Genomic DNA, 13,413 nt, shown 5'->3' on the forward strand with positions numbered 1-13,413 from the left:
GCGCGCCCTGCCGTAGCAAACTCATGGCACGTACATCCTCATGACATCCGAAGTATTCGATACTCCACGACCGCAGACGCTCCCGCCTGCCATGCCCGACAGTGGCCAGGCGAGACGCCCGCGTCCCGCAGCCGTCACGGTGATAGCCTATTTGTTACTCATGAACGGGGGCGGCATGGTCACTTATTTCATGCTGTTTGGCCGCCACGTGACGTCCGGTGCGCTGCAGTTGCTTGAAGCATGCGGCTATGCCAATTTTTTCATTGCCATGGGCCTGCTTTGCGCACAACGCTGGGCCCGCGTGGCCTACGTCATTGCCGGCACCATGGGCATGGGGTGCATGATCGCCATCGATGCACCGGCACAGGGCAGCCTCGCCCTGCGACTGCTGTTTGCCATACCGGCGTTCGCGGCCTTCCTCTACCTGCTGTACCGCGAGGATGCCCGGCTGTACTTTGCATCAATGCAAGCGCCGTCTCCCAGCCCTGGCGGCCGGCGGCGCATCGGCGCCTGCCTGTACATCATCGCTGCCATCTATGCCTACTGGTGCCTGAATGCGATTGTACTGGGCATTACCGAGATCTATCCGGCAAGCCTGCATCGCGACAAGCTGATCTTTATTACCTTGCCGATCATTTTTATCGCGGAGTGGGTGGGCAACACACCGGGACGCCTGGCCAGGGCCAGCATCCTGGCCACCGCATTCGCACTGTACCTGGTGCAGATGTTTTTCTATAAATATGTGTCACCGTACGCTGTTCAAATGGGGCCGTCGCTGTGGCAACTGCGGAACTGGGCCATCGCCATGAACGGCATCGCGATTGCCCTGCATTATCTGCAGTGGTCACAGGGGCCGCGAAAATGATGATCAGCGCTGACGCTGCACAAGCGATGATATTGCAGTTCTGCGAAGGCGACACGCAGTCGCCGCGCTACGTGAAGCACGCGATCCAGTGTTGCATCCTGTCCGAACGCGGCGACTACTGGATCATCCGTGCCAATTCAGAGGCATATGTGGTACATGGCCGCAGCGAGCATTGCTACGTCGGCGTCAATGCATTCTTGCTTGACGTCCTGTCAGGCAAGATCGAGACCGTTGTGAGCGGAAACCGTGTCAGTCACTACCTGCAGGATAAATATGACGTCCGTGACGCGGCCGGCCAGGCTTACGTGCTTGAGCCCGCCTTTGAGCGGTCAGACAAAGCAGCAGTCGTCCGCCTGCGGCAAACCCTAGCTTGTCGCCTGCCCCACGCCCTGGCGCTGCTGTCGCCTGAACATCGCAGCTGGCTGACGGGCCAGCGTCGCGTGATGCAGTGGGCGCAACGCGAGCTCATGGCAAATGGCGTGGCAACCGAAGTCATGCTGCGCCCGGGGCCGGGCGGCGCATTGCATATTCCAGAGCAAATCTGGCATTGGGATTTGCTGCTGGCCGAACTCAAGCGGCTTCCGGGCCTGGTCTGACGATACTAATGCAGCCCGGCCATGGCCAACTCACTCGAAGGGATTGGCCACCGACGTCACCTCGGGCGGCGGCAGCTGCTCGGGCAGTTCCTGCTTTTCCAGCTGCGCCACCACGTCGGCCAGCAGTTTTTGCAGCTGTTTGGCCAGGGCCAGGCCCGGCTTGTCCTGGGTCAGGTCGACGTCGCCGCTGATGCTGATGCGGTCGACCCGGTTCTCGATGGTCAGGCTGCCGATTTCCAGCACATCGCTTTCATTGGCATACGGGACGAATTTCTTTGCGCACATGGGATTTCCTTTTTGACGGTCTTATTTCCTGGACTTGCTCTTCACCTTGGGCAAACTCAGCATGCGCAGTTTTTGCTGGCGCGTCAGCGACGGTAACAGATCGATGCCTATCCTGTCTTCCAGTTGCGCAATGCTCAGCACTTCATACGTCTTGGTATCGACGTTTTCAATGAAGTAGGCGGCGCCGGCGCGCTGGCGCGGGCTGTACACGGCCTTGTACAGATGGCTGGGCACGATCACCCGGCCCACCTTGCGCAAGTTGCCGCCAATAAAAGCCGGGCCCGTGATCACGTACAGGTCGCCTTCCTTCTTCGCCATCTTGCGCACGGCGCCTTCGATGCCGGCCCATACATAGCGGTTGTTGCGCGAATCTTGCGGCACCATATTGGCCAGGGTAAAGCTGTCGCGCTGGCTGTCGCGGTCCGGCATGTCGCCGTTGGGCGCCATGTGGCCGCGGTCGAAGCCGCTGCGCGCATAGTCGGCCAGCTCCGCGCGCTGGGCGGCGGGCAGCTTGCGTTCGGCGTGGAAGGAGTTTTCGCGCGACAAGTCCTGCGCCGCTTCGAGATTGTTGGCCGTCAGGTGCTCGGCCGACCACAGCGGCGTGCGCGTGATACCCGAGTGCATTACGCCAAACACGTTGTAGCACAGCTCCTTGGTCGCCACGTCCAGCTTGGGATTGGTGATTTCCGGCTTGCGGCCATCGACGTAATGGGCGGGACAGGCATCGGCATGCGCCAGGTTCGCGGCAAAGGCGGACGCCAGCAAGCCGCACGCCAGGGTCAGCCTGGCGATCGATCGTTGAATCATATTTCCCTAAGTGAAATCGTTGCAGGCCAGCATTCTAGCGGACGGCGGCCATCACCACAAACCCGCGCAAACCTGGCGTGCGCGCCTGTGCGTGGCGCAGGATGGGCGTGCGGGCGGCCCTGCGCAAAGCTGGTGCAAATAAAGGCCAACAGGCCGCGCACAGCCATTCATATCTGCTAAGATTGCCTTGATTCGTTCGCATCGACCATTCAAGATTTGGAGAGCATATGATCAAAAAAACCCTGCTGCTGATCGTAGTCGTCGTCGCCGCCATCCTCGGCTATGCCACCACCAAGCCCGATACCTTCAGTGTCCAGCGCGAAATCACCATCAAGGCCCCGCCCGAGAAAATCGCTGGCCTGATCACGGACTTCCACTACTGGGCCGCCTGGTCGCCGTGGGAAAAGCTCGATCCCGCCATGCGCCGCACGTTTGCGGGTCCCGCCAACGGCCAGGGCGCGCAATATGCATGGCAAGGCAATGACAAGGTGGGCGCCGGCCGCATGGAAATCACGGAAGCGGCCCAGCCCGAACGCACCGTCATCAAGCTGGACTTCCTCAAACCGTTCGAAAGCCACAACACCACCACGTTTACCATGACGCCAGAGGGCGACGGCACCAAGGTGAACTGGACCATGACGGGCCCCAGCCCTTACGTCAGCAAGGTCATGACGGTGTTCGTCAGCATGGACAGGATGATCGGCAAGGATTTTGAAAAAGGCTTGAACAACCTGAAGGCGGCCGCGGAACGCTGAGTCCGCGCGCAGCAAACAGGGCCCGCGCGGCCCTGTTTTACCTGGTACCCCCTTGTTACCCCGTCAGAACTGCTCGATCCAGGCCGCCAGGTGATCGGGCGTGAGCGCCGGTTCAGCCTGCACCACCTTGCCCTGCAAGCCCAGTTCCGTCTTGCTCAACTGCAGGGACCAGCCGCGCCGCGCCAGCCACAGCAAGCTGGCCAGCCAGAACGAGTGGATGGCCGAGACGGGCGCCGTGGTCGGCGTTTCCAGGAATTCCGTCAGCAGCCGGCCATCGAGGAACAGCGCCGTGCCGCCGTGGTTTTGCAGCGCCGCGCCGAATACGGGCAGCAGCATGTCGATCGCCTGCTCCACGCCCCGTCCCGGATGCTCGCGCTCGAGCGTGTCGAGCTGCTGGCGCACGGCGGCGGCAAAGGCCGTGCCGCGGAAGGCTTCCGAGCTGACCAGGTCAGCATAATCCATCAGCAGCCAGTCCGGTTCGGGCGGCGTCACGCCGGCCGTCAGGGCCGCCGACAAATACGCTTCCACGGGCAGTTGCTGTTCCGGACCGGCCAGACTGGCGCACAGGGCGTACAGGGTGCCGATGCGGTTGGCGACGGCTTGGCGCTGGCGCACCATCAGCTTTTCGCGCAGCAACTGGGCGTGTTCGTTGCGCAAGCGCGCCAGTTCCAGCGCCTGTTTCAGTTCCATGCGCAGCGCCGCGATATCCCACGGCTTCTGGATGTAGCGGTGGATCTGGCCTTGGTTGACGGCTTCCACCGTGTGCTCGAGTTCGGAATACGCGGTGGTCAGAATGCGCACGATGTGCGGATGGCGGTCCCAGGCATACGACAGCAATTCGTTGCCGTAGGCGCCGGGCATGCGCTGGTCGGAGACCAGCACGGCGATGCGGTCGGCCTGCTCGTCGAGGATGCGCTTGCCCTCCTCGACCGAAGTGGCCGTCAGCACGTCGGCCAGCGGCGCGATGGCGCGCTGGAAGTATTTGAGGGCGTTGGCCTCGTCATCGACATAGAGTATCGTCGGCAAGCCTTGCGCCGGCTCACGCTGAGCCGGTAAACGCAGATTGGCGTCAATCATGCTCGTTCCTTATATGTACTGGAAAATTCAGGGTTACCGTGGTGGACGTGCCGAACTCGGTGGCGATATCGAGGTTGCCGCCGAACGACTGCATCATGCGGTGGCAAAACACCATGCCCCATCCCTTGCCTTCGTTGCCGCTGGCACCGACGGGGTCGATCAACAGCTGTTCGACAATCTCGGGGGCGATGCCGGCGCCATTGTCGCGCACCGTGATGCGGCCGGCCTCGATGCGGATGCCGATCTCAGGATGGGTTTGCTCGCCGGCAGAACGCAAGGCATTCGCCAGCACGGACGATAATATCAGCGCGACGCAGTTCGGTGACTCGGCAATGGCGAAATCGTCGCCCTCCTCGACCGTGATGGCGGCGCGCTGGGCCGTACTCAAGGGATAGCTGTCGAGCAAGGCGGCCAGCAGCTGGCGCGCGCTGCCGGCGCGGCGTCCGCCCTGCATGCCGGGCCCGGCGCTGGCCAGGCGCACCGTATCGACAAAGCTGGCCAGCACGGACAAACAATAGCGCGCATTGTCGTGCATCAGGGCCGCCGCTTCGCCAATCTCGGGCTGCTGTGCCGCATCCGCCTGCGCGCGCCGTTCGATGCCGCGCGCAAAATTGGCGATGGCCGCCAGCGGCGTGTTCAATTCATGGGCGAGGAAGGCCAGCGACTCCTCCATCGCCACGAGGCCCTGGCGGCGCGCGGCCCGCTCGCGGCCCGTCTGCACGGCCAGTTCCAGCGCCGTCTGCATGGCGGCCAGGTCGAGCGGCTTTTCCAGCAGGCGGAACAGCGAACCGCCATTGATCAGCTCGAGCAGCACGTCCTTGTCCGCATACGCCGTGACGAGCATGCAAACGATGTGCGGATAGCGCTGCGCCACTTCCTGCAGCAATTCGCTGCCCAGGCGGTCCGGCATGCGGTAATCGGTGACGAGCACGTCGACCTGGCCAGCCTCGTCTTCCAGCAAGGCCAGCGCCGCATCGACGTTCTGCGCCGTCAGTACGCGGTAGCGGGACCCGACGGCACGCTCGAAATACTTGCAGGCGAGCGCTTCGTCATCCACGTACAGCACGCAGGCGCGGCTATCGCTGTCCATGCTAGCGGCCCTCCCAATTCGAGCGCTGCAAGTCGAAGTTCATGCTGGCCCATTTGCCCAGCTCGCTTTCGGCGTTCAATGTTCCCCCGTGGCGCTCGATCACGCCATAGCTGATGCTCAAGCCCAGTCCCAGGCCCTGCCCCACTTCGCGCGTGGTAAAGAACGGCTCGAACACGCGCGCCAGGTTTTCCGGCGCGATGCCGGGGCCGTTGTCGCGCACGCTGATGCGCAGGCGGTTGTCATCCCAGTGGGCCGTGATGCGGATCTCGAACGGCGGCGCATTGCCCTTGCGCATGGAGAGCACGGCATTGCCCAGCAAGTTGATCAGCACGCCCACGATGGCCGCCTCGTCGCCGCGCACGAGGGTGTCGACCGGCAAATCGTGGCTGATGCTGACATTCTTCGTTTCATGGCCCACGAGGCGGATGGCCGCATCGAGCGCGCTGCGGAACTGGAAGTGTCCCGTTTCCAGCTGGTTGCCGCTCCTGCGGTAGGCAAAGGTTTTTAAATCGGACACGATGTGCTGCACGCGCAGCATGCCCTGCTTGGCGTCGGCCAGGCATTCGCTGACGAGCGCGCTTTGCTTGGCGGCCGGGTCTTCGATGGCCACCTCGATGGCCATCATGCAGAAATTCACGGGGTTATTGACTTCATGCAGCATGCCGGCGGCCAGGGTGCCGATAGCGGCCATTTTTTCCTGCTGCAGCATCTGCCCCTTGATATCGGCCAGGCTTTTATTCGTCTCTTCCAGCTGCGTGTTCTTTTGCGCCACTTCCGCCTTCAGCTGGAACAGCATGAAGCGGGCGCGCTCGTTAAAATAGGTAAATACGGCGCTGATGCTGGCCGACATGATGAGGAACAAACAATTGACAACGAACGTGCCCGGCAGATCGAAGCCGCCCGCATGCCAGGCGCAGGCGGCCACGTACAGCAGGCAGGAGATGGCGCCGAAGACCATGTTTTGCCACAGGCCGAAGGCCAGCACGATGCCCGAGGAATAGATGGCCAGGGTCATGCCCACGTAATAGATCGAGGTGGCGCCCTCCGTGACGGCGATCATCCAGGCAATCATGATTTGCGGCAGGATCAGCCACACAAAGGTCAGGCCCTGGATGCGGTCTTGCGCCCAGCGCGTGCGCATGGCCAGCACAACGCAAAAGATCAGCACGGACACCAGGATGCGCGCACCGGTAAACGCCGATTGCTTGTCCGGATACAGGGCCGAATCGAGGCCCATGCCCAGCAGGATCAGCACGATGCCCGTGTAGGCCCCGCCGCGGCTGAATTCCAGGCGGAAGTCGCGCAAAACGGCCGTGTAGCCGGCGTGCAGGCCTGGAGTATCCATCAAGGAATGCTCACTTCCGCGAACACATTCACGCCCGTCGCATCGACATAGATTTTCGGCTCGGTCGCATGTTCGGGCAGCAGGGCCGACAGGCCCGCTTCATTGCGATAGATCAGATGCCACTCGAGCAAATGCTCCATGCCGAACTTGCCAGGATTGTCGGCGTGCACATTCGTGACGAGCAAGCGTCCGCCCGGCCCCACGCGCGAGGCGAAGTGCATGAGCAGGCGCGCGCACACCTTGTCGGACAGATAGTCGAACAGGCCGGCGCAATACACGGCGTCGAAACTGCCGGGCAAGCCCGTGGCGCCCGAGCCATGGCGCCGCTTGAGCAGGTTATGCACGGAATCGTGCACGTAGTCGATCTCGACCACACGCCCCGTGCGCTGCATGATGGTGGTCAGGCGCGCGCGCGTCCAGTCCAGAGTCTCGCTGCTGAAATCGACCAGTTCGAAGGCCAGCCACTGCGCATCGGGGCAGGTTTCCAGAAAGCGCTGTACCTCGATGGCGGGGCCGCAACCCACGTTGAGCACTTTATACACGCGCCCGGCGGCGCGCGCCGTGGCCGCCTTCTGCGACAGGAATTCCGTCAGGATATCGATGCGGTTACGGTGCGCGGTGGCCACGGCCGCCTGCAGGAAGGCCGCATTGACGATCTGAAAATACGTGCTCGGGCCCTGGCGCGGGTCGTCGAGCAGCTGGTTGACCATCTGGTAGTCGCCCGCGTAACCGAGCGGCTTGGTAAAGGTGCGGAAGACGAACGGTGCGCGCAGGATCAGCGGGTGCAGCGCCGCCTGGGCGAAGGCGCGGTGGGCCGGCGCCCGCTCTTCCTCGACGAGCGACGCTTCCACCTCGAGCTGGCGCAGGTACAGCTGGGTCTGCTCCATCAGCGGCAAGGCCAGTTCATCGAAGATGTCGGGGCGCAGCCGGCCGTTTTCCTTCGGCAGCGAGTCGGACAAGTCGACCTGCTCGACCCAGCGCGCCACTTCCGACAGGAAGGCGCGCATTTCATTGACGACGATCTGGTAGTCGCGGCGGATGCGGAAGCGCTCGCCCCAGCCGGCGACGAAGGCGCTGGACTCTTTCAATACGGCGCCCTTGACCACCACCACGTCGCTCAGCTCGCGCCACTCGTCGATCAGGGTCACGGAAACGATGGCGGTCAGGCCCGTGTTGACGCTGCTGATGACGACGGCCTTGCCCACGTAGGCGTTCTTCGCCCCCATGCGCACCGTCACGTCATTGAGCACCTCGCTGACCTGCACGATCGAGTATGGATTGTAGATTTCCATGACCAGCGAATTGCGCTGCAAGTTGAAAATCGTGCCGCGCACCGCCTCACCCTGGGTGTTGCGGAAACTGACGACTGGATCGATCTGCGATTGTGAATACACGATTGAGCATTATCAAGTTGCCCGGTTTCCGGCGCACCACACTGGTGACACCCGATTCCAGGCTGGGTTAAGGCACGGCACACCAGTCGTCTGCCGCCGGCGCCGCCATCGCAATGGCGGTATTGCGGCGTCGCGCGACGCCGTGCCGGAGCGCCTCAAAGCGCGTCTGTTCGCTCTCTGATCGAGTGTACTATGGATGTAGCAGAACGGGCAATTGTTCCCGCAGGAACGACTGTCCGTGGCGCTGGCGCGCAACGCCCGACAAAACCCGCGCGCCCCACATGGAATGGGCGACGCCCATCAAAACCGTAGCGAGCGGAAGTGAATTGCGGCCGAGAAGCGCAACTGTGCTCTAGCACAGTGAGCATCGCAGGCCGCAAGTCACGACGCGCAGCAGGTTTTGATCGGCGTTCTCATCCAGCGACGAACAGGGCCAGGGCATGACGCAGCAACTGCGGCGTTTGCCCCGTCCAGCGCTTGAACGAGCGGCGGAAGTTGGTGGCATCATGAAAGCCGAGGTAGGCGGCCACGGCATCGTTGTCGTAGCCATGCGCCTGGAACAGGTAGATCGCCTTGTGCGCGCGCACCTGGTCCAGCTCGGCCTGGAAATGCGTGCCGTGGCGCGCCAGATGGCGTTTCAGGGTGGCGGGACTGACGCCGAATTCCTGCGCCGTACGCTCCAGGGTCGGCGCGCAGCGGATATTGGCCAGCAGGTAATCGTACAGCGCACCGAGCAGGCTGACGGCCGGCACGGGCGCCAGGGCCGCCGCGCGCAAGGCCAGCGCGGCCGCCGTGGCATTGCCGCGCGGCCAGGGCTTGTCGAGCCAGCTGGAATCGATGAGCATGGCGTCGACCTGGCAATCGAAACGCAGGGCCTGGCCCAGGTGCACTTCGTGCTGCTCCACGTGGCGGGGCCGCGCGCGGTTGAAGCAGAAGCGCCACGGCAAGGCTTCCCCGGCCAGCCATCGGCACATGGCCGCCAGCGCCGTCATGTGCATTTCCACGAGAAAGGGCAGCTGGCTCGGCGCGCCAAACGCATCGACCCAGTACAGCACGTGCATGTCGCCCGCCTCGCGCAAGCGCGGCTGCAGCAGCGGGCACAGCAAGGTATGCAAATCGCACAGGATGCCGAGCGCCTGGCGCAAATTCTGCGCCTGCAGCAAGGCGTGGCTGGCGGCGCCATAATGGCCGGGCAGCATTTGCTGGCCCAGCATGAAGCTCGTGTCGGCGCTGTCCAGGCCGCGCGCCACGTTGGCCAGCAATTGCAGGTATTGCGCGGCGCTGACCTGGCTTTCCGCGGACGGCAGCGCGCCGCCGTCGAGGCCCGTGCCCTTGAGCAGCGGCGCAGTGTCGAGCTCGCGGCTGCGCGCGTAGTCGAGCACCAGCGCCGGCTGGTGATGGGCGGCGATGCTGGGGTCGCTTTGCTGGTTCAACGGCATCAGGCAGGCGCGGCGGTGCCGGCCCGGGGACCGGCACTCCGGCCCGGCGTTTCCACGGCACGGCTCAGCTCGGCCAGCACCACTTCCGGCACGCCATCCGTCAGCGAGCAGGCGTGGCGCAGGCTCAGGCGGATTTCGCGGTTGTCGTTGGCGTAGTGGCGCATCTGCCCCACCATGGCGCACAGGTGGCGCGCCTTCACGGCCGCGTCCTCGCGCGACACACCCGGCATCAGCACGGCAAAGCGGTCGCCCGCATAGCGGCACAGCAAATCGTCATTGCGCAAGTTCAGCAGCAGCATGTGGCCCACGGCTTGCAGCACGCGGTCGCCTTCGCGGTGGCCGTATTCGCGGTTAATCAGGTGAAAACTGTCGATATCGAGCAAGACGAGCGCGCAATCGAGGCCAGGCCGGCGCTCCTGTTCCAGGCGCATCTGCGTGCGCAGGTAACTGGCGTCGGCCAGCTGCGTGATGCGGTCGAAGGCGCGGTGGTCGCGGAACAGGCGTTCACGCTTTTGCAGGTGCTCGTTCAGGCGAAACTGTTCCTGGCGCCAGTAATACATGCCGATCGTCACCAGCAGCATGCCAAACGGAATCAAGCCTTCGAGCCAGTTATCCCACACGGCGCTCTTGTCGATAGCGAAGAATTCGTCGAGGCAATCGGCCCACGAGCCCAGCATGATGGCGCACAAGCCGCCGGCGATCAGACTCGTCACCCTTCCGCGCGGGCGGCTGCTGAGGGTAAACAAAAACCAGACGCCCGCCATGACGGCCGTGCCGCCTTCGCAGACGATATCCATCCACTTCCAGATGGCAATCGGTTTAGGGTGCCCCAGTGTGGCGTACAGGAAAAAGAACAGGGGCAACGCGAGCGCGGCGGCAATCAGGCTGTTACGGTGCAACGGCAGCATGTGGGGAACCTTTAAAAGTGGTGCTGTCGCCACGATAGCGCCCGCCCATGACGGCACGATGACATGCCCCGCGCCCGTGCGGCAGGTGCAAACGGCTCAGCATTACCAGTGCAGCGGATGCAAATCCGGCAAGCCATTGCCCATGCGCTCAGCCGTGGCAGGTCATTTCAGCTCACCACGATTCATTTCCAGCCATAAAGCGTTCACGGGCCGTTGTTTTCAAGGTGGCAAGCCCTTGCCTGTCACGCAACCGTCATATTTGCTGCCTAGAATCCGCCCGGTTCCTTCCCCTAACCGAGCTTTTCATGAAAACCATGCACACTTCGATTCCCTCCCCGCTGCGCCTGACGGCCGTGGCCCTCGGCATCATGGCCGTCTTCAGCGGCCAAAGCCATGCACAAGCGCAAGGCGAGGATGGCCAGCCGGCCGCCACCGTAGTCGTCAGCGGCCAGCGCGCCAGCCTGCGCAACGCCATCGCCGCGCAAGAGAAAGCGGACAACATCATCAGCGTCATCAGCAGCGACGATATCGGCGGCTTGCCCGATAAAAACGCGGCCGAGGCGCTGGCCCGCTTGCCGGGCGTGTCCGTGCAGCGCGACCAGGGCGAAGGCCGCTACATCACGGTGCGCGGCCTCGGGCCCGACTTGAATGCCGTCACCATCAACGGCGCGCTCGTGCCATCGCCGGAAGCGGGCCGCCGCGCCGTCGCGCTCGACATCCTGCCAGCCGGCCTGATCCGCACGCTGGAAGTATCGAAGACCCTGCTGCCGGAAATGGACGCCAACTCGCTGGGCGCCACGGTCGAGGTGAAATCACTGTCCGCCTTCGACTTGCCGGGCAAGCTGCTGTCGGCCAACGTGGGCGCCAGCCATGACGAAAAAACGGGCAAGACCAGCCCCAGCGGCGGCGCCCTGTGGGCACAGCGCTTCCTCGACGGCAAGCTGGGCGTGGCGGCCGGCCTGAGCGCGGAAAAGCGCTCGTTCGGCTCCGACGACGTGGAAACGGGCGGCGCCTGGAGCAAGGGCAACTTGTCCAGTCTGGAATTGCGCGACTACCTGCCCGTGCGCAAACGCGGCGCCCTGGCCGTCAACCTTGATTACCGTCCCGAAGCGGGCAACAGCTGGTTTTTGCGCTCTTTTGTGAGCGAATTTTCCGACAATGAAGTGCGTGACCGCCTGACCATCAGCAATATCGCGGGCGGCAGCGCGGCCGAAGACCAGACGGCCAGCGCACGCGCCGAACGCCGCATCCGCCAGCGCAAGTACACGCAGCAAGTGCGCTCGCTCGTGCTGGGCACGCAACAGAAATCGGGCGACTGGACCCTGGACGTGAAAGGCGGCCTGAGCCGCGCCACGGAAGACACGCCGGAATCCTTGAACGACGGCCGTTTCCGCGGCATCAGCAATTTCGCCGGCATCAGCTTTACGGATACGCAAGAGCCGAAATTGAGCGGCCCCGCCTCGCTGTACGATCCGGCCAGCTATGCGCTCAACGCCATCACCCTGCAAAAGCGCTACTCGAAGGACAATGAACACCATGCGCGCATCGACCTGGCGCGCAAGTTCGACATCGCCACCCTGAAATTCGGCGCGAAAGTCAGCCGGCGCGAAAAGACCAATGACACGGATCAATGGGCGTACAACAGCAGCAAGGCCACGAGCGGCAATTACTGGGGCGCCGGCTCCACCTCGATGAGCAACTTCGTGCAGGGCCACAATCTCGACTACGACCTGGGCAACATCGGCGTGGCGCTCGATCCGGCCCTGATACGCGCCCGCGTGGCGGGACTCGACCGCGCCAAGGCGCGCCTGGCCACGGAATCGATCATCAACGATTACCGCATGCATGAAGACATCAACGCCATGTATGTGCAAAACAGCTATGACTTCGACGCCTGGCACATCCTGGGCGGCGTGCGCGCCGAACGCACCAGCTTTGAAGCGGCCGGCTCGCAGGTGGACAGCGCCGGCGTGGCGACGCCCTTGACGCGTGAACGCTCGTACACCAACTGGCTGCCGAACCTGCAAACCCGCTATGACGTCGATCAAAAGACCAGCGTGCGGGCCGCCTGGACGCAAGCCGTCGTGCGCGCCAATTTCAGCCAGCTGGCGCCCGGCATCAGCCTGGCCAGCAACACGGAAGCCGTGATCGGCAACCCGGACCTGAAACCGCTGAAAGCAAACAACCTGGACCTCGGTATCGAACGGGTGCTGGGCAACGACGGCGTGATGTCGGCCTACGGTTTCTACAAGGACATCAAGAATTTCACCTACACGACGAACCTGGCCGGCACGGGCCAATGGACGGGCTACACGACGGCCACCTCGTATGCGAACGGCGACGCGGCCAAAGTCAAAGGCATCGAACTGGCCTACATGCAGCCGCTGCGCATGCTGCCGGCGCCATTCAATAAATTCCTCGTCGGCGTGAACGGCACCTTGAGCACCTCAAGCGCGCAAATCGGCCGCTTCGACAAGGCGACGAACAAGCAGATGCACCGCGACATCCGCCTGCCGGGCCAGTCGAACCAGGTGATGAACTTGATGCTGGGCTATGAAACGGGACCGGTCAGCGCCCGCCTGGCCCTCAACTACAAGTCGCCGTATCTGCTGGAAATGGGCGGCGATATCCTCGACCCAAGCCAGGACCATATCGTCGCCAGCCAGAAGCAGCTCGACTTCTCGCTGTCCTACCAGATCAACAAGCAGTTTCAGGTACTGTTCGAAGCGGCCAACCTGAACAACGAGAAATACTATGTCTATCAAGGCACGAAGCAATACAACGTGCAGAACGAACAATACGGCCGCACTTTCAAAGTGAGCCTGAAAGCCAGCGCCTTCTGATGATGTCAA

12 protein-coding genes are annotated in these 13,413 nt (G+C 63.2%); 4 read left to right on the top strand and 8 right to left on the bottom strand.

Features of this window, described 5'->3' with window-relative positions:
* Nucleotides 1-40: 40 nt before the first annotated feature.
* A complete protein-coding gene (locus CLU90_RS05755; protein ID WP_198511150.1) occupies nucleotides 41-865 on the top strand; it encodes a hypothetical protein in 825 nt (274 codons plus the stop codon).
* Nucleotides 862-1,461 carry a hypothetical protein gene (locus CLU90_RS05760; RefSeq protein ID WP_092708759.1) on the top strand — a complete coding sequence of 200 codons (600 nt, stop codon included), beginning with the start codon at nucleotides 862-864 and terminating at the stop codon, nucleotides 1,459-1,461. Before CLU90_RS05755 ends, CLU90_RS05760 begins: the two co-directional genes overlap by 4 nt.
* A gap of 30 nt (nucleotides 1,462-1,491) precedes the next feature.
* Here the strand turns inward: CLU90_RS05760 and CLU90_RS05765 are convergent, their stop codons facing one another.
* Nucleotides 1,492-1,746 (bottom strand): hypothetical protein, encoded by a 255-nt coding sequence (locus CLU90_RS05765; protein ID WP_092708762.1) that lies wholly within the window; start codon nucleotides 1,744-1,746, stop codon nucleotides 1,492-1,494.
* Between the two features lie 21 nt (nucleotides 1,747-1,767).
* Nucleotides 1,768-2,553 (bottom strand): DNA/RNA non-specific endonuclease, encoded by a 786-nt coding sequence (locus tag CLU90_RS05770; RefSeq protein ID WP_092708765.1) that lies wholly within the window; start codon nucleotides 2,551-2,553, stop codon nucleotides 1,768-1,770.
* 227 nt (nucleotides 2,554-2,780) lie between these two features.
* Here CLU90_RS05770 and CLU90_RS05775 point away from each other — a divergent pair, with 227 nt between their 5' ends.
* Entirely contained in the window at nucleotides 2,781-3,308 is a 528-nt protein-coding gene (locus CLU90_RS05775; protein ID WP_092708768.1) for an SRPBCC family protein, read from the top strand.
* Nucleotides 3,309-3,371: 63 nt separating this feature from the next.
* Here the strand turns inward: CLU90_RS05775 and CLU90_RS05780 are convergent, their stop codons facing one another.
* The 6 genes from CLU90_RS05780 to CLU90_RS05805 all read right to left on the bottom strand — a co-directional run bounded on the left by CLU90_RS05780 (nucleotide 3,372) and on the right by CLU90_RS05805 (nucleotide 10,561).
* Nucleotides 3,372-4,385, bottom strand: coding sequence for a response regulator (locus tag CLU90_RS05780; protein WP_092708771.1), 1,014 nt, complete (start codon nucleotides 4,383-4,385; stop codon nucleotides 3,372-3,374).
* Nucleotides 4,378-5,475, bottom strand: coding sequence for a hybrid sensor histidine kinase/response regulator (locus tag CLU90_RS05785; RefSeq protein ID WP_092708774.1), 1,098 nt, complete (start codon nucleotides 5,473-5,475; stop codon nucleotides 4,378-4,380). The genes CLU90_RS05780 and CLU90_RS05785 overlap by 8 nt, the downstream gene beginning before the upstream one ends.
* Nucleotide 5,476: 1 nt before the next feature.
* Nucleotides 5,477-6,820 carry a sensor histidine kinase gene (locus CLU90_RS05790; protein ID WP_100427405.1) on the bottom strand — a complete coding sequence of 448 codons (1,344 nt, stop codon included), beginning with the start codon at nucleotides 6,818-6,820 and terminating at the stop codon, nucleotides 5,477-5,479.
* Nucleotides 6,820-8,214 (bottom strand): class I SAM-dependent methyltransferase, encoded by a 1,395-nt coding sequence (locus tag CLU90_RS05795; protein ID WP_092708780.1) that lies wholly within the window; start codon nucleotides 8,212-8,214, stop codon nucleotides 6,820-6,822. The genes CLU90_RS05790 and CLU90_RS05795 overlap by 1 nt, the downstream gene beginning before the upstream one ends.
* 413 nt (nucleotides 8,215-8,627) lie before the next feature.
* Nucleotides 8,628-9,653: an AraC family transcriptional regulator gene (locus CLU90_RS05800; RefSeq protein ID WP_092708785.1), complete on the bottom strand. Its 1,026-nt coding sequence runs from the start codon at nucleotides 9,651-9,653 to the stop codon at nucleotides 8,628-8,630.
* On the bottom strand, nucleotides 9,653-10,561 hold the full coding sequence (locus CLU90_RS05805) for a GGDEF domain-containing protein (RefSeq protein ID WP_092708788.1): 909 nt from the start codon (nucleotides 10,559-10,561) through the stop codon (nucleotides 9,653-9,655). The genes CLU90_RS05800 and CLU90_RS05805 overlap by 1 nt, the downstream gene beginning before the upstream one ends.
* Before the next feature lie 305 nt (nucleotides 10,562-10,866).
* Here CLU90_RS05805 and CLU90_RS05810 point away from each other — a divergent pair, with 305 nt between their 5' ends.
* The gene (locus CLU90_RS05810) at nucleotides 10,867-13,404 is read left to right on the top strand and encodes a TonB-dependent receptor (RefSeq protein ID WP_100427406.1); all 2,538 of its coding nucleotides are present in this window, start codon (nucleotides 10,867-10,869) and stop codon (nucleotides 13,402-13,404) included.
* Nucleotides 13,405-13,413 lie beyond the last annotated feature (9 nt).

This window comes from Janthinobacterium sp. 67 (assembly GCF_002797895.1).
Taxonomy (GTDB): domain Bacteria; phylum Pseudomonadota; class Gammaproteobacteria; order Burkholderiales; family Burkholderiaceae_D; genus Janthinobacterium.

Excerpts from the sequence above, each read along its gene's own strand:
- CLU90_RS05755 (WP_198511150.1), top strand. The coding sequence starts at position 41 with ATGACATCCGAAGTATTCGATACTCCACGACCGCAGACGCTCCCGCCT.
- CLU90_RS05760 (WP_092708759.1), top strand. The coding sequence starts at position 862 with ATGATGATCAGCGCTGACGCTGCACAAGCGATGATATTGCAGTTCTGC.
- CLU90_RS05765 (WP_092708762.1), bottom strand. The coding sequence starts at position 1,746 with ATGTGCGCAAAGAAATTCGTCCCGTATGCCAATGAAAGCGATGTGCTG.
- CLU90_RS05770 (WP_092708765.1), bottom strand. The coding sequence starts at position 2,553 with ATGATTCAACGATCGATCGCCAGGCTGACCCTGGCGTGCGGCTTGCTG.
- CLU90_RS05775 (WP_092708768.1), top strand. The coding sequence starts at position 2,781 with ATGATCAAAAAAACCCTGCTGCTGATCGTAGTCGTCGTCGCCGCCATC.
- CLU90_RS05780 (WP_092708771.1), bottom strand. The coding sequence starts at position 4,385 with ATGATTGACGCCAATCTGCGTTTACCGGCTCAGCGTGAGCCGGCGCAA.
- CLU90_RS05785 (WP_092708774.1), bottom strand. The coding sequence starts at position 5,475 with ATGGACAGCGATAGCCGCGCCTGCGTGCTGTACGTGGATGACGAAGCG.
- CLU90_RS05790 (WP_100427405.1), bottom strand. The coding sequence starts at position 6,820 with ATGGATACTCCAGGCCTGCACGCCGGCTACACGGCCGTTTTGCGCGAC.
- CLU90_RS05800 (WP_092708785.1), bottom strand. The coding sequence starts at position 9,653 with ATGCCGTTGAACCAGCAAAGCGACCCCAGCATCGCCGCCCATCACCAG.
- CLU90_RS05805 (WP_092708788.1), bottom strand. The coding sequence starts at position 10,561 with ATGCTGCCGTTGCACCGTAACAGCCTGATTGCCGCCGCGCTCGCGTTG.
- CLU90_RS05810 (WP_100427406.1), top strand. The coding sequence starts at position 10,867 with ATGAAAACCATGCACACTTCGATTCCCTCCCCGCTGCGCCTGACGGCC.